Source organism: Armatimonadota bacterium, assembly GCA_031459715.1.
GTDB classification, from domain to species: domain Bacteria; phylum Sysuimicrobiota; class Sysuimicrobiia; order Sysuimicrobiales; family Humicultoraceae; genus Humicultor; species Humicultor tengchongensis.
Genome location: JAVKIA010000033.1, coordinates 1 through 26,732, shown reverse-complemented (window position 1 = coordinate 26,732; position 26,732 = coordinate 1). Strand labels below are relative to the sequence as shown.

The following is a 26,732-nucleotide window of genomic DNA, read 5'->3' as shown; positions in this document are numbered from 1 at the left end:
GGTCATAGACGGCAGTATCGATCTCATAAGAAGCATAGGGTGCCTGCTCGATGCGAGTCGGTGCCCGATCGATAGTGGGCATTTTTATCTCAGGTTGAGCTGATGTTGGTTTTTAGTCTGAATTTTTCAATCAAAGTTTTAGCAAAAACAAAGAGCGGGCCATAAGGCCCGCCCGAGGAAGAGCAACTATCATCAAGCCGGATAGCCGGATGCCTTGATAACGATGAACAGGATCAGGGCGATGACGATCTCCGTCTGCCCCTCGTCCCGCCGCAGGCGGGCCAGCCCCCGCCGCAGAACCACCTCCCACCACACCATCACCTCGTTCACCTCCCGCCTCGCCGTAAGCACCCGCGGCTGCTGTGCCGCCAGCCCCTCACTGCACGACCACGCGCCGGCCGGCCAGCACCAGCCAGAGGACGAAGAGCACGATCAGCCAGACCAGGACATCCTGTCCCTGCTCGTTGTGCAGGTAGCGCCCCACCAGGGTGCGCAGGTGCGTGTACAGCCACTCCGTCATCGTCCACCTCCTCAGCGCCTTTCCTCTGCTTGTGGCGTCTGCGGGCGCTCGATGCGCGCCTTCAATGCCCTCAGCATACCCTCCACGTTCTTGCGCATCAAGGTGCGCAGCAGGGTGCTGATCAGCGGTCCGGCCAGTGGGATGTCCATCTCGAAGTCCACCGTCACCGTGGTGCGTGTCCCCTCCGCCTCCGGCTCGAAGGTCCACGTCCCCTCGTAGCGGCTGAAGTCCCCCTCCCGCTGGCGGAAGGTGCAGCGGTGGGCCGCCTCGTCCCAGAGGTCCTCCTCCACCCAGCGGATCTTGCGCCCCTGCACCACGCCCACCCAGCGGGTGACCGTGTGGCCGTCCCACCGCTCCAGGACCTCCACGCTCTCCAGGTCGGGCATGAAGCGGGGGAAGTCCTCCACCGCCCTGGCCTGCGCGTAGACCTCCTCCACGGGGGCGGCGATAACCAGCGATGCCTGCACCCGCGCCATCCTTCACCCCCTCCCTATCACCCGCCGCGCGGCGGTTATGAATCCGGTGTGCGCCACCATGCGGTGCACCGGGCGGACGCTCTGGCCGTCGATGTGCCAGGGACGGAGCAACGTCTCCACGGTTTCGCTGGCGGCGAAGCGGCTCTCCGCCCGCAGCGCCGCCACCGTCTGCGCCACCTGGGGCACCGTGGGGACGTAGGAAACCCAGACCCCGCCGGGGCGCAGCGCCTCCGCCGCATGGGGCACCACCCGCCAGGGCTCGGGCAGGTCCAGGAAGAGCCGGTCCACCGGGCGGTCGGGGATCCCCGTGTAGATGTCGTGCGCCCGCAGGGTCAGGTTCTGCACCGGCCCCAGCAGCCTCTCGATGTTGCGCCGCGCCTGGCGGGCGAAGTCCTCCCGCACTTCGTAGGAAATGACCCGTCCGGTCGGCCCCACAGCGCGCAGCAGGGTCATGGTCAGCGCACCCGAGCCCGTGCCTGCCTCCAGCACCGTAGCCCCCGGATAGACATCCCCCCACAGCAGCAGGACGCCCAGGTCCTTGGGGTAGATCACCTGCGCTCCGCGGGGCATCTCCAGGACGAACTCCGCCAGCGTGGGGCGTAAAACCAGCACCCGTTCCCCCCGGGAGGTGGCCACGGTGACACCCTCCTCCTGCCCGATCAGCTCGTCCAGCGGCAGCTTCCCGCCCCGCAGGTCGTGGACCCGCCCGGCCTGCAGGACCACCAGGTAGCGGCGGCCGCGTCGGTCGAGGAGAAGGACGGCCTCACCCTCCGCCAGCGGCCCGGCGCGCACCCTCAGGCCTTGACCCCCCGGGGGCTGACGTGCTGGCGCACCCAGTCCACGATGGCCTGCAGGGAGGTCCCCGGGGTGAAGATCTCGGCGATCCCGGCCTGCTTGAGCGGGGCCACGTCCTCCTCGGGGATGATCCCTCCGGCGAAGACCACTATGTCCGGGGCGCCTCGCTGCCGCAGCAACTTCAGGATGCGGGGGAAGAGGGTGTTGTGCGCGCCGGAGAGGATGGACAGCCCGATGGCGTCCACGTCCTCCTGGATGGCGCTGTTCACAATCATCTCCGGGGTCTGGTGCAGCCCGGTGTAGATCACCTCAAAACCGGCGTCACGCAGGGCGCGGGCCACCACCTTGACCCCGCGGTCGTGCCCGTCCAGCCCGGGTTTGGCGATGAGGATGCGGATCTTCCTGTTGCCCATCAGCCCTCCGCCGACTCTGCTCAGATGACGGCCATCTCCCGGTACTCACCGTAGACCCGGCGGAGGACGTCGCAGATCTCCCCCAGGGTGGCCTCCGCCTTCACCGCATCCACGATGGCGTACATGGTGTTGCCGCCGGCCTGCGCCACCTCTTGCAGACGGGCCAGCGCCGCCCGGACACGTCCCTGGTCCCGCCGCGCCCGCACCTGCCGGGTCCGCTCCACCTGCCGCCGCTCCACCTCGGGGGGGATGCGCAGGATCTCGATGGGCCGCTCCTCCGCCTGGGCAAAGGCGTTCACCCCCACGATGACCTTCTTCTGACGCTCCAGCTGTTGCTGGTAGCGGTAGGCGGCCTCCGCGATCTCCCGCTGGGGGAACCCTGCCTCCACCGCCGCCACCATCCCCCCCAGGTCGTCGATGCGCCGGATGTACTCCCACGCCTGCCGCTCCACCTCGGTGGTGAGGGCTTCCACGAAGTACGCCCCTCCCAGGGGGTCGGCCACGGCGGCCGCCCCGGATTCGTAGGCGATGATCTGCTGGGTGCGCAGGGCCACGGTCACGGCCTCCTCTGTGGGCAGGGCGTAGGTCTCGTCCATGGAGTTGGTGTGCAGCGACTGGGTGCCCCCCAGCACCGCGGCCAGGGCCTGCAGGGCCACGCGGGCCACGTTGTTCAACGGCTGCTGGGCCGTCAGGCTTACCCCGGCGGTCTGGGTGTGGAAGCGCAACCACCAGGACCGCGGGTTCCTGGCGCCAAAGCGCTCCCGCATGATTCTGGCCCACATGCGCCGCGCCGCGCGGAACTTGGCGATCTCCTCGAAGAAGTCCACGTGGCAGTCAAAGAAGAAGGAGAGCCGCGGGGCGAAGTCGTCTACCTCCAGGCCGGCGTCGATGCCGGCCTGCACGTAGGCGATGCCGTCGGCCAGGGTGAAGGCCAGCTCCTGCACCGCGGTGGCCCCCGCCTCCCGCATGTGGTAGCCGCTGATGCTGATGATGTTCCACCGGGGCAGCTCGCGCGCACCGAAGACCAGCATGTCCTGGATGAGCTTCATGCTGGCCCGCGGCGGGACGATCCACTCCTTCTGGGCGATGAACTCCTTGAGCATGTCCGTCTGGGTGGTCCCGCCGATGCGCTCCCGGGGGATCCCCCGCCGGTCCGCCACCGCCACGTACATGGCCAGCAGGACGTTAGCCGGGGCGTTGATGGTCATGGAGGTGGTGACCTGGTCCAGGGGGATGCCCTCCAGCAGGATCTCCATGTCCGCCAGGGAGTCGATGGCCACCCCCTCCCGCCCCACCTCGCCCAGGGCCCGCGGGTGGTCAGAGTCGTAGCCCATCAGCGTGGGCATGTCGAAGGCTACGGAGAGGCCGGTCTGCCCCATCTGCAGCAGGTAGTGGAAGCGTCGGTTGGCGTCCTCCGCGGTGCCGAAGCCGGCAAACTGGCGCATGGTCCACAGCCGGCCCCGGTACATGTCGGCATGGATACCGCGGGTAAAAGGGTACGCTCCTGGGTCTCCCAGGTCCCGCCCGTAGTCCAGTCCGGCCACGTCCTCCGGCCGGTAGACTACCTTCAGCGGGATCCCGGAAAGCGTCTCCCCGGGCACGGTGGGGCGCTGCGCCTGCATTACCATCTCAGGAACCCTCCGCCATCTCCGTCTCAGATCCCCCGGTCAGGGCGCGGTCCACCAGCTCCGCCACGTCCAGGGGACGGGTGGGCGACTCCAGGGCGGCGGCGGCGTCCTCCAGCATCAGCAGGCAAAACGGACAGGCGGTGGCCACCACCCCCGCCCCGGTAGCTGCGGCCTGACGCGTGCGCACGTGGCTCACCCGCTGCCCCACCCGCTCCTCCACCCAGTAGAGCCCCCCGCCGGCACCGCAGCAGAAGCCCTGCTCCCGGCACTGGGCCATCTCCACGGTCCCCGCCGCGACAGCGGCCAGCACCCGGCGCGGCGCCTCGTACTCCCCGTTGTGCCGCCCCAGGTAGCAGGGATCGTGGAAGGTCACGGTGGCGGTGGTGCGGCCGGGGCGGAGGCGGCCTTCGTGCACCAGATGCGCCAGCAGCTGCGTGTGGTGCCACACCTCGTAGGTGCCTCCCAGCTGCGGGTACTCGTGCCTGAAGGTATTGTAACAGTGCGGGCAGAGGGTGACGATCTTCCGTACGCCGTGGCGCGTCAGCGTCTCGATGTTCTGCCGTGCCAGAGTCTGGAAGAGGTACTCGTTGCCCATGCGCCGCGCGGGGTCGCCGCTGCAGGTCTCCTCCTCTCCCAGGATGCCCACCTCCAGGCCTGCCGCGCCCAGCGCCCGCAGCAGCGCCCGCAGCACAGGGTGATTCCGCTCGTTCAGAGCGGCGGCGCAGCCCGCCCACAGGAGCCATTCCGCCCCTTCCCCCTGCGCCAGCCGCCGCACCTCCACCCCGTCCGCCCAGGCCGTCCGGGACAGCGCCGCCCCGCGGAAGGGGTGGCCCCGCACCTCCAGGCTGCGCAGCGCATCCCCCATGGTCTCGGGGAGGCTGGCCTGCTCCATGACCAGGTGCCGCCGCAGCTCCATGATCTTGGGCACGTGCTCGATGAAGACGGGGCAGGCCTGCATGCAGGCCAGGCAGGTGGTACACGCCCATAGTGCCTCGGGCCTGACCACGGCCCCGGCCAGGAGGCGGGGCGCAACGGCGCCGCTTCGGGTCATCTCATCCCGCAGGTCCAGGATGACGTGCATGGGCGAAAGCGGCTTGCCGGTGGTGCTGGCGGGACAGACGGCCGTGCAGCGACCGCACTCCGTGCAGACGTCCAGGTCGAACAGGTCTTTCCAGGTCAGGTCGGTGAAGGCGGAGGCCCCGAAGCGCTCGCTGCGCTCGAAGTCGATGAGGCTAACGGCGGCGGGGTTGCTCAATGGCTGCAGGTAGGTGTTCAGCGGAGCCAGCACCAGGTGGAAGAGCTTGGAGAAGGGGATGTAGGCGATGAAGACCATGGCCAGGATCAAGTGGACCCACCACATCCAGGCGTGGCCCATACGCACCGCCGCCTGGCTCATCCCCACCGCCCGCACCAGGAGGGCCACGGCGTTGCCTGCGGGGGACCAGGCCGCCCAGGGGTCGGCGGTGCCGACGATGCGCAACCCCTCCACCAGGAACCCGCTGACCAGGATGAGGGCAAACAGCCAAAGGATGACCGCGTCGGCCAGGACGCCCCGGCGCAGGCGAGGCGGACGCAGCAGGTAACGCACCACCAGCGCGGCTGCCACCCCCGCCGTTGCCGCCAGTCCCATCAGGTCCAGCGTCGCCGACTGGAAGTACAGGTAGAACGGCCCCTGCATGATCCGCAGGTGGAGGTCCTGATGGATGAAGACGACGGTGGTACCGGCAAAGAGGACGAGGAACCCCCAGAAGAAGGCCAGGTGGTAGACTCCGGCTACCCGGTCCACCAGCAACCGCCCGTGGGCCAGCACGTGCCGGGCCACCGCGACCAGCCGCGGCCCCACGGGGCGAAGCCGGGCGGTGGGCCGGCCGCGGCGCCACATGCGCACATGCCGCACCACCCCGTAGGCGAAGATCGCCAGCGCCACGAAGGCCAGCAGGTACATGACCACCACGCCGACGGGGGGGATGTTCCAGAAGACCTCTCGGCTGGGTGTGGTCAGGGGTCTGCGCCTCCACTGCGGCCGCCGCGGGCCGCCGGGCTACACGCCTTTCAGCTCCTTCACCCTGGCAATCAGGGCGGGGACCACCTCCCGGTAGTCCCCCACGATCCCCAGGTGGGCCACCGAGAAAATGGGCGCCTCGGGGTCACGATTGATGGCCACGATGGTCCGTGAGCCCGACACACCGGCGATGTGCTGGGTGGCCCCGGAGATACCCACAGCGATGTAGAGCGCCGGGCGGATGGTCTTGCCAGTCTGGCCGATCTGCCAGCTCGCCGGCACCCAGCCGGCATCCGTGGGCGGCCGGGAGGCGCCCACCGCACCGCCCATGAGCTGGGCCAGCTCCCGTAGCAGGGCGAACCCCTCCGGGCCGCCCAGGCCCCGCCCGCCGCCGATCACCACCTGCGCCTCCTCCAGGCCGAGCTCCGCCTGTTCCCGCAGGACCTGGCGCACCCGCGCCGGGAGCGCCTCTGCGTCGATGGAGACCTCCACATCCTCCATCCGTCCCTCGACCGGTGCGGCTGTTGGGACGTCCAGGGCGTGAGGCTTCACCGACAGCACCGCCGGGTAGTCCCGGACGACCAGCGTCGCCAGCGCCCTCCCCCCGTAGACCTGGCGGCGGGCAACGATGGCGCCGTCTGCGGCCCCTACCTGTACGCACTCCGTGGCCAGAGCGGCACGCAGGCGGGCGGCCAGCCGCGGAGCCACCTCCCGGCCCACCGTGTCGGCGGCCACCAGCAAGACCTGCGGCTGCGCCCGGGCCACCACAGGCTGAAGGGCGACCAGGACGGCGTCGCTCTGCCCGGCCGAAAGCAGCGGGTGGTGGCAGCGGTATACAATGCCCACTCCGTGACGGTGCAGCTCCGCTACCGCGCCGGCCAGCCCCGGCCCGTGGCCCAGCAGGGCGGCGCTGGTCTGCAGGCCCAGCGGCTGCAGCGCCCGGGCGCCCCCCACCAGCTCCAGGCTCGTCCGGGCCAGGGTCCCCTCCAGGGCTGTGGCGACGATGCAGACTCCCCCCATGGCCACGCACCTCCTACAGCAGCTTCAGCTCCCGCAGCCGCTGCGCCAGCGCCGCGGCCTGCTCGCCGGGATCGCCCGACAGGAACTCGCAGCGAGCGGTCCGTTCCGGCAGCGTCACCTCGCGCACCTCGACCTCCAGAGGCCCCTCCATACCCGCCTGGGAGGCAACCTCCTCCACCGGCCAGGTGTGCACGGGCTTGCGCCTTGCCGTCATGATGTCCTTGACCTTGGGCAGGCGGGGACGATTGCTCTCGTCGCTGGTCACCGCCAGCACCGCCGGGGGGCGGACCTCCACCAGGTGGAAGCCCTCGTCCGCCAGCCGCCGCACCAGCAGCGTCCCGTTCACCTGCTCAATGCGGGAGACGAAGGTGACGCAGGCCGCCTGCAGCGCCTCTGCCAGCAGCGGGCCGACCACCCGCTCCACCCAGTCCGCGGATTCGCAGCCGCACAACACCAGGTCGAAGCGGCCCAGGCGCCGCACCGCCGCGGCCAGGAGACGTGCCTTGGCCGCACCCAGCCGCACCGGCGCCTGCGGGTCGTCCACCACCACCGCTTGGTCCGCTCCCATGGCCAGGGCCAGGCGGATGGCGTCGCCCGAGGTGGCGGCCGGTCCCAGCGTCAGCGCCGTCACCTTGCCGCCCAGGCGGTCTTTGAGCTGCAGCCCTACCTCCAGGGCATTCTCGTCGTAGGTGGAGATGACCAGCGGCCGGCCCTCCCGCACCTGCCGCCGGGTAACCGGGTCGATGGCGAAGTCCCGCGCAGGCAGCTCCGGGTCCACGACCTGCTTGAGACAGACGATGATCTCCACGGTCCTCCCTCCCACGTTAGGGGACCCCGAGAATCGCCAGCGATGCCTGGGGGATCCGCCCACCACTCTGTGGCATTCCTAGGACAGGCTCCTAGCGCCGGCCCAGCACGTGGCGGGAGATCACCAGGCGCTGAATCTCGGACGTCCCCTCGTAGATCTCAGTGATCTTGGCGTCGCGGAAGTACCGCTCCACCGGGTAGTCCTGGGTGTAGCCGTAGCCGCCGAAGAGCTGCACTCCCCGGTGCGCCGCCCACATGGCCGTCTCCGAGGCCACCAGCTTGGCCATGGCCGCCTCCGCCGTGCAGCGCTCCCCGCGGTCGCGCAGCCAGGCCGCGCGGTAGGTAAGCAGGCGGGCGGCGTCGATGCGCGTGGCCATATCCGCCAGCGCCCACTGCACGGCCTGGAACGCTTTCAGCGGCTGGCCGAACTGCTCCCGCGTCCGGGCATAGGCCACGCACTCCTCCAGGCAGGCCCGGGCAATTCCCACCGCCTGGGCGGCGATGCCGATACGCCCCCCGTCGAGGGTGGAGAGGGCCACCCGCGCCCCTTCTCCCCGCTCGCCCAGCAGGTTCTCGGCGGGGACGCGGCAGTCCTCGAGGACGATCTCCACGGTGGAGGAGCACTTGATCCCCAGCTTCTGCTCCACCCGGCCCACGGAGATGCCGGGAAATGACTTCTCCACCAGGAAGGCGGAGATGCCGCGGGCCCCAGGCACCGGCTCGCTGCGCGCGTAGACGATGGCCAGCTGCGCCTCCAGACCGTTGGTGACGAAGAGCTTGCGCCCGTTGAGCAACCACCGGCCGTCCCACCACTCGGCCCGGGTCTGCAGGGCCATGGCGTCGGAACCCGCCTCCGGTTCGGTGAGGCAGTAGCAGCCCAGCCACTCACCGCTGGCCAGCCGCGGCAGGTAGCGGCGTCTCTGCTCGGGCGTGCCAAAGCGCAGGATGGGGTCACAGACCAGGGAGTTCTGTACCGTGACAATGGCCTGTACGCCTGCCGAGGCCCGCGCCAGCTCCTCCTGCACGATGACGTTGGCCAGACCGTCCAGCCCCGCGCCACCGTACTCCTCCGGAACGGTCAGCCCCAGCAGCCCCAGGGAGGCGGCCCGGGCGATGAGCTCGGCGGGAAAGCGGGGGTGGTGGTCCAGGTCCGCCGCAATGGGGATGATCTCCTTCGCCGCGAACTCGCGGACCGTGGTCTGAATGAGCCGGTGCTCTTCGCTGAGGGCGAAGTCCATGACAGGGTCGATACCTCCTTCTTCCGCGGCGGGCTGCCCCGCTCCTCTCCGCCGCGCCTTGCCTGGCGCTGCGCCGCACCGCGCGTCCGCCTGGCCTGGGGCAGACAGGGAACGGCGGGGCCGGGGGCGAAGGGATCAGGCGGCTTCCGCGAACCGAATCCTATGGACAACCACGTAGCTCTCGTCGGCGTCGGTCTGACCCCGTTGCGTACCGTCTCACCCGACCTCTCTTTCCGGGAGATGATCTTCGAGGCGGCCACCCGCGCCTACGCCGACGCCGGCCTCACCCCGCGGGACGTCGACACCTTCGTCAGCGTTGCCGAGGACTTCCACGAGGGCACCAGCATCACCGACGAGTACACCCCGGACCAGCTGGGCGCGGTGCGCCGCCCGGTGCACACCATCGCCGGGGACGGCCTGCAGGGGCTGGCTGCCGCCTACGTGCTGCTCCGCTCCGGGGCCGCCGAGGTCGCCGTGGTGGAGGCGCACAGCAAGGCCAGCAACATCGTGCGCCACGAGGAGGTGCTGGCGCTGGCCATGGACCCCATCTACGAGCGACCCCGACGGCTCAACCCCCACGCCGTGGCCGGACTGGAGATGCGCCGCTACCTCCACCAGGCGAAGGCCTGCCCCGAGGTCTGCGCCCAGGTGGTGGTGAAGAACCGGGGCAACGCCCTGCGCAACCCTTTCGCCGCCTACGGTGCCGTCCTCTCCCCGGAGGAGGTGCGGCGCTCCCCCCCGCTGGCTGAGCCGCTCTGCGAGCTGGAGGTGAGCGGCTACGCTGACGGCGCGGTGGTGCTGGTCCTGGCTTCGGCGGAGGCGGCCCGCCGGCTGCCCGGGCAGGCGGTGGCCATTCGCGGTATCGGCTGGGCCACCGACGAACCCTCCCTCTCCGGGCGGCCGTGGGCCGAGGCGGTCTACGCCCGCCTGGCCTGCGAGATGGCCTACCAGATGGCGGGCATCCGCGCCCCGGCCGAGGAGATCGACCTGCTGGAGCTGGACGACACCTACGCCTACAAGGAGCTGCAGCACCTGGAGGCGGCCCTGCGTCTGGAGGTGGGCGAGGGCGCCCGGCTCACCGCCGCCGGCCGGACGGCTCTGGGGGGCCCGCTGCCGGTCAACCCCTCGGGCGGAAGCCTGGGCATGGGATACGGGTACGACGCCTCGGCGCTGGTGCGCACGGCGATGGCGGCACTGCAGATCCGCGGCGCGGCCGGGCCGCTGCAGGTGGAGGGAGCACGTAGCGCCGTGGTCGTCTCCTGGCGCGGCGTCCCCACCACGTCGGGAGGAGCGGTGGTCCTGGGTGCGCTGTAGGAGGCGCCATGAGTAGGCCGTCGCGCCGCGTGGCCGTGGTGGGAGCGGGTCTGTCCCTGTTCGTCCGCCGCGCGCTGGAGACGGGGAAGGAGCTGGCGTACTACGCGGCCAGCCACGCGCTGGCCTCCTCGGGCCTGCGCCGCCGGGACGTCCAGGCGGTGGTCATGGCCTCCGCGCCCGATGCCTTCGACGGCGTGCACATGAAAGGGGAGTACCTCTCGGATGGGGCCGGCGGGTGGCGCAAGCCGTATTTCCGCGCCTACGTCGGCGGGGGCTCGGGGGTCTTCAGCATCATCTCCGGCTGGTCGCTTGTGGCCTCGGGGCTGTTCGACGTGGCGCTGGTGGTGGCTGAGGAGAAGATGAGCCCTACCCAGCCCCACCCCCAGGCGGCGTTCAACTCCATCTTCGACCACACCATCGAGCGGCCGCTGGGGCCCAACCTCCTGTGGATCTTCGCCCTGGAGCAGCACCGTTACATGCACACCTACGGGATCCGCAACGAAGAGATCGCCCTGGTCTCGGTGAAGAACAAGCGCAACGCGCTGGACCACCCCGCCGCGCAGGTTGCCGCCGCCGTGACGGTGGAGGAGGTCCTGGCCAGCGAGGTGGTCGCCTGGCCGGTGCACCGCCTCATGGTCAGTCCGGTCTCCGACGGCGCGGCGGCCATCGTCCTGGCGGCGGAAGAAGTGGCCAAACGGCTGACGGACCGGCCGGTCTGGGTCGAAGGGATCGGCTGGGCCCTGGATACCTCCTACTGGGGGAACCGCGACCTGGCCTACCCCCGCTACGTGGAGGACGCGGCGCGCATGGCCTACCGGATGGCGGGAATCAGCGAGCCGCGGCGGCAGATCCACGTGGTCGAGCCCTACGACCCCTTTGCCTACAAGGAGCTACACCACCTGGAGGGACTGCTCCTGGCAGAGCGGGGGAAGGCTCCGGAAGACCTGGCCCGGGGCCGCTTCGACCGCGATGGGGAGCTGCCCTCCTGCCCGTCCGGCGGGCTGCTGGGCGTGGGCAATCCCATCGCCGCCGCAGGCCTGATGAAGATCTGCGAGCTGTACTGGCAGCTGCGCGGCGAGGCGGGGAAGCGGCAGGTGGCCAACAGCCCCCGCCGCGGGCTGGCCCAGGCGTGGGGAGATCTCATGCAGATCGGCACCGTGGTGGTGCTGGGAGTGTAAGCCGGTGCGGTCGGGAGCGCGCCGCTACGGCAGCAGGAGGAACGGCTGATGGTCGGCGAGCGGCGTAGTGCGCGGCGGCCGGGCGCGAAGGTGTCGCGGCTGCGCAGGAAGATGCTGCAGATCTCTCCACCGCGGCGGAGGGTGCCCCCGGCGGAGACTCCGCGGCGGGGGCATCGCCCGGCTGGTGGCGCCGTGCGCGCCGCCGCGGGCCGGGAGCGGGAGCCGATCGCCCCGGTGGTGCGGGACGGGCTGCGGGCCACCCCGCTGCGGGAAGAGCACCTGCGCAGCGGTGCGGTCAGCCTGGAGCGGTGGGAGCCGCAGCTGGTCTACCGCTGGGACACCGGCCTGGCTATCGGCCGCTTCCTGGACGGGCTGCGGGCGGGGAAGATCCTGGGCGTACGCTGCGACCGGTGCCACCGCACGGTCACGCCGCCGCGGGCGTTCTGCGAGTGGTGCTTCAAGCCCGTGGACGCCTGGGTGGAGCTGGCGGATACCGGCACCATCAACACCTTCTCCATCTGCACCGTCACCTGGGACATGCAGCCACTGGCGGTGCCTCAGGTGCCCGCCGTCATCGAGATCGACGGGACGCAGCCGCGGGTCGGCTTCCTCCACCTGATCGGCGGCCTGAACGCTCAGACCGTGGAGGGCATCCGTCAGGAGGTCCGCGTGGGCCAGCGGGTGCGAGCGGTGTGGAAGTCGGAGGCGCAGCGGAGCGGCGCCATCACGGACATCCTGTACTTTACGCCGGTGTAGGGGCGACCATGGGACTGCGGGAGAAGATCACCGACACCTCCCGGTTGCGGGCCTGGGAGGGGCGCATTGGCATCGCCTTTCAGTACACCGCCGGGGCGGCCGGACAGCGGTTCCTGACCTTGCTGCGCCAGCGCGGGCGTCTCGCGGTCACCCGCTGCCCCGAATGCGGCACCACCTATCTCCCGCCGCGGGTCTACTGCCCGCGGGACTTCCAGGACCTCTCCGACCACTGGGGGGAAGTCGCGCCCCGCGGCGTCGTGCACTCCTTCACCCTGGTGCACCGCGACCTGCACGGGCAGCCGGTGCAGCCACCCCGCCTCTTTGCCCTCGTGCAGATCGACGGCACCGACGGCGTCCTGCTGGCCCCGCTGGACCTGGATCCCGCAGCGGTGGCCATCGGGCAGCGGGTGGAGGCCGTACTGCGCCCTGCGGCCCAGCGGCGGGGGACGATCGAAGACATCGTCGCCTTTCGATGACCCCGCTCTGCGCGGTCCCCACAGGCCTGCTGGCCCTGGCTCACGGAGGGTAGGGAGGCTGTTCTCGTCCCCGAAGCAGTTCTATGAGGGCGAAAGGAGCCTCTGCGCCGGCGTATAACCCATCTTCAATGGGGTTACCAAGTCCGCTCTCAGGAGGTGCGGGATGAACGACACGTGGTCGCAGATCATCGGTCTGGGGGAGCTGATGACGAAGGCCGGGCTGGACCCCAAGAACGACGGGGACGTGACGCGCATGCTCAACTGGCTGCGAAACCACAACGTTCCCTACGCCCTGATCGGCCGAGGCGGGGGCGGGCGGCAGCGCGGCATCCTTGTCCTGGCCGAGGATGTGGCCGCCGCCGTGCGCGGCGGAAGGCGGCGGAGGGGAAAGGCCGCGGCCGGGGCTTAGCCCGGGCGCCGAGAACCTGCAGCCGGACTCAGAGGCCGCAGTTCCGCGGAGGACTGGTGGCGGGCTTAGGAGCTGCAGCTCCGCGACGAACTTGCCGCTGGCTCAGGGGCTGTACGTGTAGAAGCCGCGGCCGGACTTCCGGCCCAGGTGACCGGCCAGAACCATCTTCTTCAGCAACGGCGGGGGAGCGTAGCGCGGGTCCTTGAATTCCGCGTACATGGCCTCGGCGATGTAGTATGTGGTGTCCAGGCCGACCAAATCCAGCAGCGTCAGCGGCCCCATGGGATGGTTCAGACCCAGGGTGACCGCGCGGTCGATATCCTCCCGGGTGGCCAGGCCCATCTCCAGGGCACGCACCGCATCCAGGAGGAACGGGACCAGCAGCAGGTTGACGATAAACCCCGGGTAGTCCTTGGCCAGCACCACGGTCTTGCCCAGGGATTCGGCGAAGGCCCGCGCCGTCTGCAGGGTCTCCTCGGAGGTGAGCAGGCCGCGCACCACCTCCACCAGCGCCATCACAGGCACCGGGTTGAAGAAGTGCATGCCCACCACGCGGTCGGGCCGCTGCGTGGCCGACGCCATCTCGGTGATGGACAGCGAGGAGGTGTTGGAGGCGAAGATGGTGTGCCCCGGGCAGAGTCCGTCCAGCTCGCGGAGGACCGCCTGCTTCTCCGCCATCTGCTCGATGACCGCTTCGATGACCAGGTCGCTGTCGGCCAGGTCGCGCAGGAGCAGGGTCCCCCGGATGGCCTCCCGCGCCTGCTTGGCCCGCTCCGCGTCCAGCTTCCCCCGGGCGACCGCGCGCTGCATAGACGCCTCGATCCGCTCCAGCCCCCGCTCCAGCAGTTCCTGGCTCACCTCGCGCACCACCACCCGGTAGCCCGCCCGGGCGCACACCTCGGCGATGCCCGAGCCCATCAGGCCGCAGCCAACCACACCCACGCGCTGAATGGTCATAGCGGTACCTCCCCGCCCGTTTCTCAGGATGGGACGTCCGACTGGCGGGACGCGGTATCCGGCGGCCGGCTCGCCCGCACCTCCACCTGCACCGTCCCCACCTCATCCTCGCCCAGGATGTAGACCTGGTCAAACCCCTCGGCCTGCACGGTGCGCAGCGCCTCCTGCAGCCGCTCCCACTGCTCCCGGATGACTGGCCGGCCCACCCGGCGGTCAGGACGGTGGGCGTTGAGGGTCTGAGCCCGCTCCTCGGAGACATCGAAGACCACCAGGACTGCCGGGACCTGGTGGCGGCGGGCCAGGGCCAGCAGGTCGCGGCGGGCTTCCCGGCGCAGGGCTGTGCTGTCGGCTACAGTCAATCGCCGGTGCCGCAGCCGCAGGTCGATGATGAAGTGAAAGAGGGTAAACGCATCTGGCGAGACCCGGATGTTGGCCTCGTCGTCGGAGATCATGGCCCGGCAGCGGTCCGAGGAGACGACAGCCGTGGGGCGGAAGTGCCGCCGGGCAAACGTGGACTTGCCGCTGCCGGCTGGGCCGCAGAGGACAACCAGTGCGGGATCCGGGATGACCAGCCGCCGCGCCACCGTCAGGACGTCTGGCCCGCCGCCGGCCCGGCCAGGACCGCCCAGACCAGCGGGCGCGGCGGAGGGGGCGCCGGGCCCAGTCGGTAGGCGGCACGCACGCGGCGTACCGCCTCCTCGCCCCGAGAAGTGTCGTCGGCCAGAACCACGGCCAGGGGGTCCCCGGTGGAGACTTCTTCTCCCACCTTGCGCAGGAGGCGGATCCCCACGGCCGGATCGATGAGATCCTCCTTGCGCGCTCGGCCTGCCCCCAGTGCCATGGCGGCCAGCCCCACAGCCTGAGCGTCGATGGCGACCACGGTCCCGCTCTCTGCGGCGGGCACCGGGAGGGCCACCCTGGCCTGCGGCAGCCGCCGCGGCTCGTCGAGCACCCGAGGGTCGCCGCCCTGCGCCTGGACCATCCACCCAAAGCGCTCCAGGGCAGACCCGCTGACCAGCGCCTCCCGCAGCCGCACCCGAGCCTCCGCGGATGAACTAGCCGCGCCGGCCAGCAGCAGCATCTGAGCGCCCAGGGCCAGGCACAGGTCGGTGAGGTCCTCCGGTCCCTCCCCTTTGAGGGCAGCGACCGCCTCCTCCACCTCGACGGCGTTGCCCACCGTGCGCCCCAGCGGCTGGTCCATGTCGGTGATCAGGGCCACCGTGGGCCGTCCCACCTGCCGACCGATGGCCACCATGGTCTCGGCCAGGGCACGGGATGCCTCCAGGGTCTTCATGAAGGCCCCGCTGCCGGTCTTGACATCCAGGACGATGGCGTCGGCGCCGCCCGCGATCTTCTTGCTCATGATACTGGCGGCGATCAGGGGCACGCTCTCCACGGTGGCGGTCACATCGCGCAGGGCGTAGAGCCGCCGGTCCGCCGGCACCAGGTCGGCGGTCTGTGCGGCGATGGCGCAGCCCACACGACGGACCTGCCCGGCCAGGGCCTCCGGACTCAGGTCGGTGCGCATCCCGGGGATGCTCTCCAGCTTGTCCAGCGTCCCCCCGGTGTGCCCCAACCCCCGGCCAGAGAGCTTGGCCACAGGCACCCCGCAGGAGGCCACCAGCGGGACCAGGACCAGAGAGGTCTTGTCTCCCACCCCGCCGGTGCTGTGCTTGTCCACCTTCACCCCCGGGATGGCGCGCAGGTCCACCGTCTCCCCGGAGCGCACCAGGGCCATGGTCAAAGCCGCCGTCTCCGCTGCGGTCATGCCGCGGAAGTAGATGGCCATGAGGAAGGCGCTCATCTGGTAGTCGGCGACCTCGTCGCGGAGGTACCCGGCGATGAGGGCCTCGATCTCCTCCGGGGCGAGCTCCCCGCCGTCCCGTTTCCTAAGGATCAGGTCATATGCCCGCATAACCGGGTGAGGGATCAGCGCCTCACAGCGACAGCTCGGCCACAACCCGCCGCACCAGGCGGACGAACCGGGGCTCCAGCTCCCGGGCCACGGCCAGCACCGCCTCGTGCGTCACCGGCTCCACCACTTCTCCGGTGGCCATGTCGGTGATCGCCGAGAACCCCAGGACGCGCATACCCATCTGCCGCGCGGCGATCACCTCCGGCACGGTGGACATCCCCACTGCGTCCGCGCCCCAGCGGGCCAGCATCCGCAGCTCCGCCGCCGTCTCGTAGGAGGGGCCACTTACCGCCACGTAGACCCCCCGGCGCAGCAGGATGCGCTCCTCCAGCGCCACCCGCTCCGCCAGGCGCACCAGCTCGGGGTCGTAGGGGCGGGCCATGTCGGGAAAGCGTGCTCCAAAGGCTTCCTCGTGCGGCCCGATCAGGGGATTGGTCCCCATGAAGTTGATGTGGTCGGTGATCACCATCAGATCCCCGGCACGCCACTCCCGGTTGAGGCCGCCGGCGGCGTTGCTCACCAGCAAGGTGCCCGCCCCCAGCTCCCGCATCACCCGCACCGGGAAGATCACCTGGCCCATGGAGTAGCCCTCGTAGAAGTGCGCCCGCCCCTGCATGATCACGGCCGGCTTGCCCTCCAGCAGGCCCAGCACCAGGTTCCCGGCGTGTCCCGCGGCCGTGCTCACGGGAAAGTGGGGGATCTCGGAGTAGGGGATGGTGGCCTCGCGCTCCACGGCGTCGGCCAGCGCGCCCAGACCCGAGCCCAGGACCACGGCCAGCCGTGGCTGGATGCGCGTCCGCTCCCGCACATACGCCGCGGCCTCCCGGACGCGCGGCACCCAGGGGGGGCTTTCCCGGAGATCGCTCATGGCCTACCCTCCTCCCTCCAGAAAACTGGACCCGGGCCCCTCCCAGGGCACGCCCAGCGCCGCGGCCACCGTGGCCCCCACGTCGGCGAACGTCTCGCGCGTCCCCAGGTCCCTCCCTGGGGAGACTCCGGGACCGCGGACCAGCAGGGGAACGTACTCGCGGGAGTGGTCGGTGGACGGGGTCGTGGGGTCGTTCCCGTGGTCGGCGGTGATCACGAGCAGGGTCTCTGCATCCGCGGCGTCCAGGACCGGCCCAAGTGCCGCGTCAATGCGCTCCAGGTGACGGGCGTAGCCCTCGACGTCGTTGCGGTGGCCGTAGACTGTGTCCAGGTCCACCACGTTGGCGAAGATCAACCCGCGGTCCACCCGCCGCGCAACCTCGGCGGTTCTGGTCAGCCCGTCCAGGTCGTCATGCGTGTGCACCGCCTCGGTGATACCCCGCCCGGCAAAGAGGTCCTCCACCTTACCGATGGCATAGACGGGAACTCCCTGCTCGGCGAGGGCATCCAGCACGGTGCGGCCCACCGGGGGCAGGGAGAAGTCCCGCCGGCGGTCGGTCCGCTGGAAGGCGCCGGGCCGGCCGATGAAGGGTCGGGCGATGACCCGGCTGAGGGCGTGGTCGCCCACCAGCAGACGCCGGGCCGTCTGGCACCAGTCGTAAAGCTGGCCCAGGGGGACCACCTCCTCGTGCGCCGCGATCTGAAAGACGCTGTCGGCGGAGGTGTAGACGATGGGGTGACCGGTGCGGAGGTGCTCTTCGCCCAGCTCCGCGATGATGGCCGTGCCGGAGGCGGCGCGGTTCCCCAGGACCGGGCGGCCGATGGCCTGCTCGAAGGCGCGGATGATCTGGGGCGGGAAGCCGTCCGGGTAGGTGGGGAACGGGCGGGCCAGGATCAGCCCCATCAGCTCCCAGTGCCCGGTGGTGGAGTCCTTGCCGGGGGACTGCTCCGCCATGCGGCCGAACGCGCCCTGGGGATGCGGTAGCGGGGCGACGCCGGCGATGGGCACCACGCGCCCCAGGCCCAGGGCTTCCAGGCTGGGGAGGCGCAGTCCGCCCGCTGCCTCCGCCACGTGGGGCACGGTGCTGCTGCCCTCGTCGCCGTAGCGGGCGGCATCCGGCAGCTCACCCACGCCGGCGCTGTCCAGCACCAGCACGATGACCCGGCGGGCCACCTCAGGCTCCCCGGTGCCGCGCGGCCAGCAGCAACCCGGCGACGGACTTGGCGTCGCGGATCTCGCCCCGCTCCACCCGTGCCACGGCCTCCCCCAGGGGCAACCGCTCCACGGCCAGGTCCTCGTCTGCGGCGGCGCGCCCCGGCGCCGCAACCAGCCCGGTGGCCAGGAAAAGATGCATCGCCTCCGTCAGCACTCCCGGCGAAGGGTATAGCACCGCCAGCGGGTCCCAGCGCCTCGCCTGCACGCCCACCTCCTCGGCCAGCTCGCGCACCGCGCAGGCCAGCGGCGCCTCACCGGGCTCCAGGGTGCCCGCGGGGATCTCCAGCAGGAACTCGCCCACGGCGTAGCGGTACTGGCGCACCAGAAGCACCTCGCCCCTCTCCGTCAGCGGGACCACAGCCGCAGCCCCCCGGTGCTCCACCACCTCCCGCTCCGTCTCCCCGCCGCCGGGAAGGCGCACGCGGTCGACGCGCAAACCCACCACTCGCCCGGAGAAGAGACGGCGACTGGCCAGGCAGACCTCCGGCGACACGGGGTCTATCCCGGAGCCACGCGGGCCTCTTCGGGGTAGATGGGTGTCCCCTCGCGCCGCACCATCTCGTGAAAGGCCCCCAGCAGCCGCGCTGTGATCGGGCCCGGGCGCCCAGTGCCGATGGCCCGGCCGTCCACCTCGACCACCGGTCCCACCTCGGCTCCCGTCCCGGTGAGGAAGCATTCGTCCGCGGTATAGACGTCGTGCAGGGTGAAGACCCGCTCCTCAGCCGGAATGCCCTGGGAGCGGGCCAGCCCCAGGACTGCCTCTCGCGTCACCCCCAGGAGGATGCCCAGGTGGGGCGGAGGGGTCCAAAGCGCTCCGTCGCGGACGATGAAGATGTTATCCGCGCTGCACTCGGCAACGTAGCCGTCTGGGGAAAGCATGATGGCCTCATCCACCCCGGCCCGGTTGGCCTCAATACGCGCCAGGATGTTGTTCAGGTAGTTCAGCGACTTCACCCGCGGGTTGAGCGTATCCGGCCGCACCTTGCGCACCGACGCGGTGACCGTGCGCAGCCCGCGCTGGTACGCCTCCGGGGGATAGAGTTGGATGGCGTCGGCGATGATTACCACCGTGGGGCGGCCGCACTTGCGTGGGTCCAGCCCCAGGTCGCCCACACCCCGGGAGACCACCGGCCGGATGTAGGCATCACGCAGCCCGTTGCGCCGCAGCGTCTCCAGGATGGCTTCCCGCATCTCCTCCCGGGACAGGGGGATCTCCAGGAGGATGCTCTTGGCCGACTGGTAGAGGCGGTCCAGGTGAGCCTCCAGGCGGAACACGCGCCCGTTGTAAGCACGGATCCCTTCAAAAACTCCGTCGCCGTAGAGGAATCCATGGTCGAAGACGGAGACCGCCGCCTCCTCCCTGGGGACAAAGCGTCCGTTCACGTAGGTAACCGAGCCCATGCCCACCTCCTCCGGCCCGCCTCGCCCGCGGGCCCGCCTGTGCGTGGTGCTGCGCCCCTGCGGCCTACCCCTTCGCTTCCACCGTCGCCCGGCGCAGCGCCGCGCCCACAAACGCCCGGTACAACGGGTGCGGCCGGGTGGGCCGGGAGCGGTACTCCGCGTGGAACTGCGTCCCCACAAACCACGGGTGATCCGGCAGCTCGATGATCTCGGCCAGCTGCTTGGCGGGATAGATGCCGGTGATGCGCATGCCGCCGGCCTCGAGGACCGTGCGGTAGCTGTTGTTCAGCTCGTAGCGATGGCGGTGCCGCTCCTGCACCTCCATCACCCCGTAGGCCTCGGCCGCCCGGCTGGACGGTGCCAGCCGGCAGGGATAGGCTCCCAGGCGCATCGTCCCTCCCTTCTCGGTCACACCTTTCTGCTCCGGGAGCAGGTCGATCACCGGGTGGGGGGTGGCCGGATCCACCTCGGTGGTGTTGGCTCCCTGGAGGCCGCACACATGGCGGGCGAACTCCACCACTGCCCACTGCATCCCGTAGCAGATCCCCAGGAAGGGGACGCGGTTCTCGCGCGCGAAGCGGATGGCCTTTACCTTCCCCTCCACCCCCCGCGCCCCGAAGCCGGGGCAGACGGCGACTCCGTCGAAGGCCGAGAGGTGGGCGTCCACCTCCTCCTGGGTCAGCCGCTCCAGCTCCTCGGAATCCACCTTGGCGATCTCCACCCGGGCGCGGTGAGCGATGCCGCCGTGGTGCAGCGCCTCCACGATGCTCACATAGGAATCCTCCACCCCCATGTACTTGCCCACCAGAGCGATACGCACCGTCGCTAGCGGCCGGCGAATGCGCTCCACGATCTCCCGCCACTCCGCCAGGTCCGGGGGGGTATCGGGCAGTCGCAGGCGGTCTACGATGGCCCGCCCCAGGCCTTCCTCCTCCAGGATGAGGGGCACCTCGTAGATGCTGCGCGCGTCCATGGCCTGAATCACTCGTTCCACCGGCACGTCGGTGAACAGGGAAAGCTTCTCCTTGATGCTGGCAGACAGAGGGCGGGAGGTGCGACAGACCAGGACGTCGGGCTGGATGCCGATGCTGCGCAGTTCCTTGACACTGTGCTGGGTGGGCTTGGTCTTCAACTCGCCGGCGGCCGGCAGGAAGGGAATGAGGGAGACGTGCACGTAGCAGACGTTCTCTTCCCCCGCCGTGTGTTTGAACTGCCGGATGGCCTCCAGGAAAGGCAGCCCCTCGATGTCGCCGACGGTACCCCCCACCTCCACGATGACCACGTCCGCTGCGGCGGCGGCCCCCACGCGGCGGATCTCGTCCTTGATCTCGTTGGTCACGTGCGGGATGACCTGCACCGTGCCGCCCAGGTAGTCGCCGCGCCGCTCCCGGGTTATCACCGCCAGGTAAATCTTGCCGGTGGTGGTGTTGTTGGCCTTGGAGAGGTTCTCGTCGATGAAACGCTCGTAGTGGCCCAGGTCCATGTCGGTCTCGCCGCCGTCATCGGTGACGAAGACCTCCCCGTGCTGGTAGGGGTTCATGGTCCCCGCGTCCACATTGACGTAGGGGTCGAACTTGAGGAGGGTGACACGCAGGCCGCGGGCCTTGAGGAGGCGACCGATGGAGGCGGAGGTTATGCCTTTACCCAGGGCGGAGGCCACACCACCGGTCACGAAGATGTACTTGGTCACCGCCGGCCCCTCTGCCCTGCCGTCCTCACCATCCGCTCCACCCTCACTCCCCTCCTGGCACTGGCCGCTGCGTCCACAGCCCGGGACTGGATCGCCGCGCGCCCGACCGCACTCCGGCTCCCGCCGTCTTTGGCCGCGGCAGGAACCACCTGTTTATACACCGCGAAGTGCACCCGGGCAAGGCTGGCCGGCGCCTCGGAGGCGCTGCGGGACGGCGCCAGCGGTGCCAGGGAGCTACTGCAGGAACCCCCCCCTGGCGTATGCATCTACCGTCCTCCCCAGGCCAGCTTGGCCTGCAGGATGCTGTAGAAGGAGGTGCGCGCCAGCCGCACCAGCTTCGTGGTCTGCTCCGCCCGACGCACCACCACGCGGTCCCCGGCCTCGATGGGGTAGTCCATCTGTCCGTCCACCGTCAGCCGCGCACCCACGGTGGCAGGGGCCACCTCTACGGCCACGCGGTCGTTGCGGCTGACGATCACCGAGCGGGCGTTGAAGGTGTGGGGGCTGATGGGCGTGATGATGATCACCTCCACGCGGGGATGGACGATGGGGCCACCGGCGGAGAGGGAATAGGCGGTGGACCCGGTGGGCGAGGCGATGATCAGCCCGTCCGCCGGGTAGCTGGCCAGCAGCTCGTCGTTCACCCAGGCGGTCAGCCGCAGCACCCGGGCGACGCCGCTCTTGGCCACAACGGCGTCGTTGAGCGCCAGGAACCGCTGCCGGCGCACTCCCTCCCGCTCCACGTCCGCCTGCAGCATCATCCGCTCCTCTATGTCAAAGGCCCCCGCGGCGAGCCGCTCGGCCGCGGTGGGGAACTCTTCCAGGTTGACCTCCGCCAGGAAGCCGAACCCCCCGACCCGCACCCCCAGCACTGGAATCCGCCCCGCCGCCAGGCGCGCTCCGTGGAGGATGGTGCCGTCCCCGCCCAGGACGACCAGCACGTCCGCCTGCTCCTCCAGGTCGGCCTCGGTCGCCGGACGCGCTGCCTCCGCTACCAGCGACGCCGCCTCCTGGTTCACCAGCACCTCTCCTCGGGCAGCGAGGGCAGTGACCGCACGGGCCACCAGCGCCGGACCGGCGGCGTGCTCCACCAATTTCGCCGGATTCAACAGGAGACCAAACGTGCTCATGACCTCCCGGCCTTCCGCGGCTGAGCGTGCGCCGCCTGCACCGCCTCCTCGATGCCGGCATCCACCTCTTCGGCCGGCCGACCCCCGTCTTTCACCACCCAGAGGAAGAACTCCAGGTTTCCTTTGGGCCCGGCAAGGGGCGAGGGGGTCACTCCGGCCACCCACCACCCCTGCTCCCGGATCCAGCGGACCAGGCGCCGCAACACCTCCAGGTGGATCCGGGGATCACGGACGACTCCCTTGCGCACCTGCCCCCGCCCGGCCTCAAACTGCGGCTTCACCAGGGCGATGATCGACCCTCCAGGGCGGACGCGCCGGGCGACGGCAGGGAGCACTCGGGTCAGGGAGATGAAGGAGACATCCACCGTGGCCAGGTCCACCGCCTCAGGCACCACCTGAGCATCCAGGTGCGCCGCGTGCGTCCGCTCCAGGACCACCACCCGGGGATCCCGCCGCAGGCGCCAGTCCAACTGCCCTCTTCCCACGTCGACGGCGTAGACCCTGACCGCGCCGTGCTGCAGCAGACAGTCGGTGAATCCCCCGGTGGAAGCACCGACATCCAGGGCTACCGTCCCGGTCACGGGGAGGGCGAAGGCGCGCAGGGCGTGTGCCAGCTTGTCCCCGCCGCGGCTGACGTACCGGGGACGGCGCGGCACCAGGGCCACGGCGGCATCAGGTGCCACCCGCATCCCCGGCTTCGCCGCCGGACGCCCCTCCACCAGGACCTCTCCCGCCAGCACCGCGGCCTGGGCCCGCTCCCGGCTCTCGGCCAGACCGCGGGCCACCAGCAGCAGATCAAGCCGCGTCCATGCACGGGGGGACCGCTCCTCCCGAGCCATCCCGGTCTTTGCCCCGGCAGCCCTCACTGCCTACGCCTCGCGTTGCAGCAGCCACGGGGCCAGCTCCGCCAGGACACGGGCGCGCTGGCCCAGCGGGGCGAGCGCCCGCACCGCCTCCTCCGTCAGGGCCGCGGCGATAGCCCGCGACCCCTCCACCCCGTGCACCGCAGGAAAGGTCAGCTTGGAGGCAAGCGCATCGCGCTGCACCTCCTTGCCCAGGCGTGCCGCCTCGCCCACCTCATCCAGGACGTCGTCGATGATCTGGAAGGCCAGGCCAACGCGCTGGCCGTAGGCGGAGAGCGCCTCCAGCTCCACCGCCGTGGCGCCGGAGAGCAGCGCGCCGGCCCGCACACAGGTCCGGATCAGCGCCGCCGTCTTGCGCACGTGGATGTCCCGCACCGCCGCCCCGGGGTCCTGCGGCCAAGCCGGAATGGGCGGCAGGCCCTCCCGGCGTTCCCCCAGCAGGTCCAGCACCTGTCCGCCGACCATCCCTTCGGTCCCAATGGAGCGGGCGACCTCCAGGATCACCTGCACCACGGTCGCCGCGGGGACTGCAGGGGGGGTGCGGGCCAGTAGCTCGAAGGCCAGGGCATGCAGCGCATCTCCCGCCAGCACCGCCACGGCCTCGCCGAACACTACATGGCAGGTCGGCCGGCCCCGCCGGGTGGGAGAGTTATCCATGGAGGGCAGGTCGTCGTGGATCAGGGAGTAGGTGTGAATCAGCTCCACGGCGCAGGCCGTGGGCATCACCGCATCCACTGCACCCCCTACCGCCTCGGCCGCGGCGATGACCAGCACCGGCCGCAGTCGCTTACCGCCGGCGAAGACGCTGTAACGCATGGCCCGGTGGACCACCGCGGGGAAGGCGTCCTCCGGCGGCAGCAGAGCCTGCAACGCCACCTCCACCTGCCGCGCGCGCATGCCCAGGTAGGTCTCCAGGTCTGTGCCCGGCGACGCCCTACCCAATGCGGAAGCCCTCCTCCCCACGGGGGGCGGCCCACTCCACGCGCACCTCTCGCACCACCGCGCCCGCAGGCCCCAGACGCATGCGATCAATGAAGGCCTCCACGGCCACTCGCAGCCCTTCCGCCTCCGCTTCCACCCGCCCGTCCGGCAGGTTGCGTACGAACCCGGAGACCCCCAGCATCCGGGCCTGCCGCACGGCGTAGAAGCGGAAGCCCACCCCCTGCACCCGCCCGGCAACCAGCAGCCGGCAGCGCACCCGTTCATGCGGAAGGGGCGTCTGGGGAGCCGTCATGGTCGGGCGCGCGACCCGGCCGTACCGGGCCCGGGGCGGTCGGCGCCAGTGGCTGCGCGGTGGATGGCCCCCAGGACACCGTTGACGAACCGGCCGGACTCCTCGCCCCCGAAAGTCTTGGCCAGCTCCACCGCCTCGTTGATTACCACGGTGGGCGGGGTATCCAGGTGCTGCAGCTCATAGAGAGCCATCCGCAGCACGGTCCGGTCCACCGCGGCCAGTCGGTCCAGAGTCCAGCCGGAGAGGTAGCGGCTGATCTGCGCGTCCAGCGCGGATCGCCGGTCCACCACGCCGGCGCACAGAGTGGTGATGAACGGCCAGTCCTCCCGCGGCCGCTCCGCACGGTATGCCTCCAGGACGTCCTCGATGGGGAACTTGCCCAGGTCGGCCTGAAAAAGGATCTGCAGCGCGAGCTGCCTGGCCCGGCGGCGGTGGGTCATAGAGGGAGCCGCCGGGAGGAGGGCCCGGCGCCCAGGAGAGACAGAACACGGCGTCGCCGGTAGCCCCGCACGCCGTGATTATAGCATCCGGGCCAGCGCGAACGGGGCCAGGGGAGCGCCGCGCTACTTGACGCGCTCCACGTACTCCCCGGTCCGCGTGTCCACCCTGATCCGGTCGCCCACACCCACAAAGAAGGGGACGTTGACCGTGGCCCCGGTCTCCAGCACCGCCGGCTTAGAGCTGCCGGCCACGGTGTCGCCGCGGACGCCCGGGGCGGTCTCCACGACCTGCAGCTCCACTGTGGTGGGCAGCTCCACGGCGATGGCCCGTCCCTCGTAGAAGACCACCGTGGCCTCCACGTTCTCCTTCAGCCAGCGCACTCCGTCCCCCAGCAGCTCCCCCGGCAGGTGGATCTGCTCGTAGGTCTCCAGGTCCATGAAGATGTAGCCGCCGTCGTCGCGGTAGAGGTACTGCATGCGCCGCTGCTCCAGGTAGGCGCGGGGGTAGCGCTCCTCCGGCATGAAGGTGCGCTCGGTTATGGCTCCACTCTTGAGATTGCGGAATTTGGCCCGCACCACCGCGGTGCCCCGGCCCTTCTTGATGTGGTGAAACTCCAGGACCGCGTGCAGCTCCCCTTCCAGCTCCACGACCATCCCCGGGCGGAAATCGCCAGCACTGATCATGGCGTCCTCCTAGATCTCCAGCAATTCCCGCGGCGCTCCGGGAAGGACCTCCGCCCCGCCCGCCCGGAGCACCACCAGGTCCTCCATGCGCACCCCGCCCCAGCCGGGCAGGTAGATTCCCGGCTCAACCGTCACCACCACCTCGGGCTCCAGGACAGCCTCCTCGCGCGGCGAGAGCGTCGGCCCCTCGTGCACCGCCAGGCCCACCCCGTGGCCCAGTCCGTGGCCGAAGTAATCCCCGTATCCGGCCGCCGTGATGCGCTGGCGGGCCAGCGCATCAGCCTCCCTGCCGCTCATCCCCGGCCGCAGCCCAGTCAGGGCGGCTTCCTGCGCCTCCCGCACCAGGCGGTGGAGACGGCGCTGCTGCTCCGAGGCGCGGCCGATAACGAGGGTGCGCGTGCTGTCCGAATGATATCCATCTACTACAGCCCCCCAGTCCACCGTGACCAAGTCCCCCGGGGCGATCGCCCGGCTGGAGGCTCTGCCGTGGGGCAGCGCTGAACGGGGACCGGAGGCCACGATGGTCTCAAAAGCGGCCCCGTCGGCCCCCAGGCGGCGCATCCGGTACTCCAGCTCCGCGGCCAGGTCCCGCTCTGCCACCCCGGGGCGGACCAGGGGCAGGACCTCCCGAAAGGCGGCCGCGGCGATCTGCGCCCCGCGGCGGATGCAGGCGATCTCCTGGGGATCCTTGCGCCAGCGCATCCGGTCCAGGGCCTGCAGAGGGACGAACTCCACGTCCGCGGCCAGCTCCTGCAGGCGGTGGTGCTGGGCCACCGTCACTGTCTCCGCTTCGAACCCCACACGCCGCACCCCCGCCTCCCGGAGGAACCCGGCCAGTCCGTCGATCAGGTTGGTGACACGCACCGCGGAGCACTCCGGCGCCTCCTCCTGCGCCTGCTCCACGTAACGGAAGTCCACCAGCAGGTGGCACCGTTGTGGCAGGATCACCGCGATCCCCGCCGAGCCGGTGAACCCGGTTACGTAGCGGCGGTTCTCCGCCTTGAGCAGGACCAGCGCGTCCAGCCCCTCCTCGCCGAGGCGAGCGCGCACCCGCTCCAGTCGCGGGGCCAGGGTTCGGACAGCCGCAGGAGCCTCAGACATGCAGCGTTCATCATAGCGCATAGCGCCTCCGGGGCGCCATGCAAAGCGCCGCGGCCTGCCGGCGCTGCCGGCCCTAGCTAGTGTCCTGAACCAGAAATTCGTTGACAATTTTCTTGTGGTGCGGTATGGTGGGGCAAAGCGAGGTGACCGTCACGATGCGTCGAGGTCGTCCCCTGCCGCCCCTGACCTTGACCGCCGACGA

At 70.6% G+C, this 26,732-nt stretch carries 30 protein-coding genes; 5 read left to right on the top strand and 25 right to left on the bottom strand.

Annotated elements, in window-relative coordinates:
* Positions 1–192 precede the first annotated feature (192 nt).
* The 10 genes from QN152_11025 to QN152_10980 form a co-directional block, all read right to left on the bottom strand.
* Positions 193–351, bottom strand: a complete 159-nt coding sequence (locus QN152_11025) for a hypothetical protein (protein ID MDR7540042.1) — start codon at positions 349–351, stop codon at positions 193–195.
* A gap of 25 nt (positions 352–376) precedes the next feature.
* Positions 377–520: a hypothetical protein gene (locus QN152_11020; GenBank protein ID MDR7540041.1), complete on the bottom strand. Its 144-nt coding sequence runs from the start codon at positions 518–520 to the stop codon at positions 377–379.
* An 11-nt stretch (positions 521–531) separates the two neighbouring features.
* Positions 532–996 (bottom strand): SRPBCC family protein, encoded by a 465-nt coding sequence (locus tag QN152_11015; protein MDR7540040.1) that lies wholly within the window; start codon positions 994–996, stop codon positions 532–534.
* Positions 997–999: 3 nt separating this feature from the next.
* Positions 1,000–1,788, bottom strand: coding sequence for a tRNA (adenine-N1)-methyltransferase (locus QN152_11010; protein MDR7540039.1), 789 nt, complete (start codon positions 1,786–1,788; stop codon positions 1,000–1,002).
* Between the two features lie 2 nt (positions 1,789–1,790).
* Positions 1,791–2,204: a cobalamin B12-binding domain-containing protein gene (locus QN152_11005; protein MDR7540038.1), complete on the bottom strand. Its 414-nt coding sequence runs from the start codon at positions 2,202–2,204 to the stop codon at positions 1,791–1,793.
* 20 nt (positions 2,205–2,224) lie between these two features.
* Complete coding sequence (locus tag QN152_11000) at positions 2,225–3,832, bottom strand: methylmalonyl-CoA mutase family protein (GenBank protein ID MDR7540037.1); 1,608 nt, start codon at positions 3,830–3,832, stop codon at positions 2,225–2,227.
* A 1-nt stretch (position 3,833) separates the two neighbouring features.
* On the bottom strand, positions 3,834–5,777 hold the full coding sequence (locus QN152_10995) for a (Fe-S)-binding protein (protein MDR7540036.1): 1,944 nt from the start codon (positions 5,775–5,777) through the stop codon (positions 3,834–3,836).
* Positions 5,778–5,873: 96 nt separating this feature from the next.
* Entirely contained in the window at positions 5,874–6,854 is a 981-nt protein-coding gene (locus tag QN152_10990; protein ID MDR7540035.1) for an electron transfer flavoprotein subunit alpha/FixB family protein, read from the bottom strand.
* A 13-nt stretch (positions 6,855–6,867) separates the two neighbouring features.
* Positions 6,868–7,662, bottom strand: coding sequence for an electron transfer flavoprotein subunit beta/FixA family protein (locus QN152_10985; GenBank protein ID MDR7540034.1), 795 nt, complete (start codon positions 7,660–7,662; stop codon positions 6,868–6,870).
* Between the two features lie 91 nt (positions 7,663–7,753).
* Complete coding sequence (locus tag QN152_10980; GenBank protein ID MDR7540033.1) at positions 7,754–8,899, bottom strand: acyl-CoA dehydrogenase; 1,146 nt, start codon at positions 8,897–8,899, stop codon at positions 7,754–7,756.
* A gap of 162 nt (positions 8,900–9,061) precedes the next feature.
* Between QN152_10980 and QN152_10975 the strand changes: the two genes are divergently transcribed.
* From QN152_10975 to QN152_10955, 5 genes are all read left to right on the top strand, one after another.
* A complete protein-coding gene (locus QN152_10975) occupies positions 9,062–10,213 on the top strand; it encodes a hypothetical protein (GenBank protein ID MDR7540032.1) in 1,152 nt (383 codons plus the stop codon).
* An 8-nt stretch (positions 10,214–10,221) separates the two neighbouring features.
* Positions 10,222–11,391, top strand: coding sequence for a thiolase domain-containing protein (locus tag QN152_10970; protein MDR7540031.1), 1,170 nt, complete (start codon positions 10,222–10,224; stop codon positions 11,389–11,391).
* A gap of 48 nt (positions 11,392–11,439) precedes the next feature.
* Entirely contained in the window at positions 11,440–12,147 is a 708-nt protein-coding gene (locus tag QN152_10965; GenBank protein MDR7540030.1) for a Zn-ribbon domain-containing OB-fold protein, read from the top strand.
* An 8-nt stretch (positions 12,148–12,155) separates the two neighbouring features.
* Positions 12,156–12,623: a Zn-ribbon domain-containing OB-fold protein gene (locus QN152_10960; GenBank protein ID MDR7540029.1), complete on the top strand. Its 468-nt coding sequence runs from the start codon at positions 12,156–12,158 to the stop codon at positions 12,621–12,623.
* 163 nt (positions 12,624–12,786) lie between these two features.
* Positions 12,787–13,032, top strand: coding sequence for a hypothetical protein (locus tag QN152_10955; protein MDR7540028.1), 246 nt, complete (start codon positions 12,787–12,789; stop codon positions 13,030–13,032).
* A gap of 102 nt (positions 13,033–13,134) precedes the next feature.
* Here QN152_10955 and QN152_10950 read toward each other — a convergent pair whose 3' ends face one another.
* From QN152_10950 to QN152_10880, 15 genes are all read right to left on the bottom strand, one after another.
* Positions 13,135–13,989 carry a 3-hydroxybutyryl-CoA dehydrogenase gene (locus QN152_10950; GenBank protein MDR7540027.1) on the bottom strand — a complete coding sequence of 285 codons (855 nt, stop codon included), beginning with the start codon at positions 13,987–13,989 and terminating at the stop codon, positions 13,135–13,137.
* Positions 13,990–14,012: 23 nt separating this feature from the next.
* On the bottom strand, positions 14,013–14,573 hold the full coding sequence (locus tag QN152_10945) for an AAA family ATPase (protein MDR7540026.1): 561 nt from the start codon (positions 14,571–14,573) through the stop codon (positions 14,013–14,015).
* A 2-nt stretch (positions 14,574–14,575) separates the two neighbouring features.
* Positions 14,576–15,904 carry a thymidine phosphorylase gene (locus QN152_10940; protein ID MDR7540025.1) on the bottom strand — a complete coding sequence of 443 codons (1,329 nt, stop codon included), beginning with the start codon at positions 15,902–15,904 and terminating at the stop codon, positions 14,576–14,578.
* Positions 15,905–15,926: 22 nt separating this feature from the next.
* A complete protein-coding gene (locus tag QN152_10935) occupies positions 15,927–16,772 on the bottom strand; it encodes a purine-nucleoside phosphorylase (protein ID MDR7540024.1) in 846 nt (281 codons plus the stop codon).
* A 3-nt stretch (positions 16,773–16,775) separates the two neighbouring features.
* Positions 16,776–17,945, bottom strand: coding sequence for a phosphopentomutase (locus QN152_10930; protein ID MDR7540023.1), 1,170 nt, complete (start codon positions 17,943–17,945; stop codon positions 16,776–16,778).
* Between the two features lies 1 nt (position 17,946).
* Positions 17,947–18,480, bottom strand: coding sequence for an NUDIX hydrolase (locus tag QN152_10925; protein MDR7540022.1), 534 nt, complete (start codon positions 18,478–18,480; stop codon positions 17,947–17,949).
* A 5-nt stretch (positions 18,481–18,485) separates the two neighbouring features.
* Positions 18,486–19,388, bottom strand: a complete 903-nt coding sequence (gene ilvE, locus QN152_10920; protein MDR7540021.1) for a branched-chain-amino-acid transaminase — start codon at positions 19,386–19,388, stop codon at positions 18,486–18,488.
* A 64-nt stretch (positions 19,389–19,452) separates the two neighbouring features.
* The gene (locus QN152_10915; protein ID MDR7540020.1) at positions 19,453–21,078 is read right to left on the bottom strand and encodes a CTP synthase; all 1,626 of its coding nucleotides are present in this window, start codon (positions 21,076–21,078) and stop codon (positions 19,453–19,455) included.
* 266 nt (positions 21,079–21,344) lie between these two features.
* Entirely contained in the window at positions 21,345–22,208 is an 864-nt protein-coding gene (locus QN152_10910; GenBank protein MDR7540019.1) for an NAD(+)/NADH kinase, read from the bottom strand.
* On the bottom strand, positions 22,205–23,074 hold the full coding sequence (locus QN152_10905; GenBank protein ID MDR7540018.1) for a TlyA family RNA methyltransferase: 870 nt from the start codon (positions 23,072–23,074) through the stop codon (positions 22,205–22,207). The genes QN152_10910 and QN152_10905 overlap by 4 nt, the downstream gene beginning before the upstream one ends.
* A gap of 3 nt (positions 23,075–23,077) precedes the next feature.
* Positions 23,078–24,013 carry a polyprenyl synthetase family protein gene (locus tag QN152_10900; protein MDR7540017.1) on the bottom strand — a complete coding sequence of 312 codons (936 nt, stop codon included), beginning with the start codon at positions 24,011–24,013 and terminating at the stop codon, positions 23,078–23,080.
* Positions 24,006–24,305, bottom strand: coding sequence for an acylphosphatase (locus QN152_10895; GenBank protein MDR7540016.1), 300 nt, complete (start codon positions 24,303–24,305; stop codon positions 24,006–24,008). The genes QN152_10900 and QN152_10895 overlap by 8 nt, the downstream gene beginning before the upstream one ends.
* Positions 24,302–24,745 carry a transcription antitermination factor NusB gene (nusB, locus tag QN152_10890; GenBank protein ID MDR7540015.1) on the bottom strand — a complete coding sequence of 148 codons (444 nt, stop codon included), beginning with the start codon at positions 24,743–24,745 and terminating at the stop codon, positions 24,302–24,304. Before nusB ends, QN152_10895 begins: the two co-directional genes overlap by 4 nt.
* A 123-nt stretch (positions 24,746–24,868) precedes the next feature.
* Positions 24,869–25,429: an elongation factor P gene (efp, locus tag QN152_10885; protein MDR7540014.1), complete on the bottom strand. Its 561-nt coding sequence runs from the start codon at positions 25,427–25,429 to the stop codon at positions 24,869–24,871.
* A 9-nt stretch (positions 25,430–25,438) separates the two neighbouring features.
* Entirely contained in the window at positions 25,439–26,530 is a 1,092-nt protein-coding gene (locus tag QN152_10880; GenBank protein ID MDR7540013.1) for a Xaa-Pro peptidase family protein, read from the bottom strand.
* Positions 26,531–26,732: the final 202 nt, after the last annotated feature.

Coding starts and splice junctions, on each gene's coding strand:
- QN152_10980 (MDR7540033.1), bottom strand. CDS start 8,899: ATGGACTTCGCCCTCAGCGAAGAGCACCGGCTCATTCAGACCACGGTC.
- QN152_11020 (MDR7540041.1), bottom strand. CDS start 520: ATGACGGAGTGGCTGTACACGCACCTGCGCACCCTGGTGGGGCGCTAC.
- QN152_10975 (MDR7540032.1), top strand. CDS start 9,062: ATGGACAACCACGTAGCTCTCGTCGGCGTCGGTCTGACCCCGTTGCGT.
- efp (MDR7540014.1), bottom strand. CDS start 25,429: ATGATCAGTGCTGGCGATTTCCGCCCGGGGATGGTCGTGGAGCTGGAA.
- nusB (MDR7540015.1), bottom strand. CDS start 24,745: ATGACCCACCGCCGCCGGGCCAGGCAGCTCGCGCTGCAGATCCTTTTT.
- QN152_11005 (MDR7540038.1), bottom strand. CDS start 2,204: ATGGGCAACAGGAAGATCCGCATCCTCATCGCCAAACCCGGGCTGGAC.
- QN152_10895 (MDR7540016.1), bottom strand. CDS start 24,305: ATGACGGCTCCCCAGACGCCCCTTCCGCATGAACGGGTGCGCTGCCGG.
- QN152_11015 (MDR7540040.1), bottom strand. CDS start 996: ATGGCGCGGGTGCAGGCATCGCTGGTTATCGCCGCCCCCGTGGAGGAG.
- ilvE (MDR7540021.1), bottom strand. CDS start 19,388: ATGGGCTCGGTTACCTACGTGAACGGACGCTTTGTCCCCAGGGAGGAG.
- QN152_10995 (MDR7540036.1), bottom strand. CDS start 5,777: ATGTACCTGCTGGCCTTCGTGGCGCTGGCGATCTTCGCCTACGGGGTG.
- QN152_10950 (MDR7540027.1), bottom strand. CDS start 13,989: ATGACCATTCAGCGCGTGGGTGTGGTTGGCTGCGGCCTGATGGGCTCG.
- QN152_10965 (MDR7540030.1), top strand. CDS start 11,440: ATGGTCGGCGAGCGGCGTAGTGCGCGGCGGCCGGGCGCGAAGGTGTCG.
- QN152_11000 (MDR7540037.1), bottom strand. CDS start 3,832: ATGGTAATGCAGGCGCAGCGCCCCACCGTGCCCGGGGAGACGCTTTCC.
- QN152_10940 (MDR7540025.1), bottom strand. CDS start 15,904: ATGCGGGCATATGACCTGATCCTTAGGAAACGGGACGGCGGGGAGCTC.
- QN152_10990 (MDR7540035.1), bottom strand. CDS start 6,854: ATGGGGGGAGTCTGCATCGTCGCCACAGCCCTGGAGGGGACCCTGGCC.
- QN152_10880 (MDR7540013.1), bottom strand. CDS start 26,530: ATGTCTGAGGCTCCTGCGGCTGTCCGAACCCTGGCCCCGCGACTGGAG.
- QN152_10910 (MDR7540019.1), bottom strand. CDS start 22,208: ATGAGCACGTTTGGTCTCCTGTTGAATCCGGCGAAATTGGTGGAGCAC.
- QN152_10960 (MDR7540029.1), top strand. CDS start 12,156: ATGGGACTGCGGGAGAAGATCACCGACACCTCCCGGTTGCGGGCCTGG.
- QN152_10935 (MDR7540024.1), bottom strand. CDS start 16,772: ATGAGCGATCTCCGGGAAAGCCCCCCCTGGGTGCCGCGCGTCCGGGAG.
- QN152_10955 (MDR7540028.1), top strand. CDS start 12,787: ATGAACGACACGTGGTCGCAGATCATCGGTCTGGGGGAGCTGATGACG.
- QN152_10970 (MDR7540031.1), top strand. CDS start 10,222: ATGAGTAGGCCGTCGCGCCGCGTGGCCGTGGTGGGAGCGGGTCTGTCC.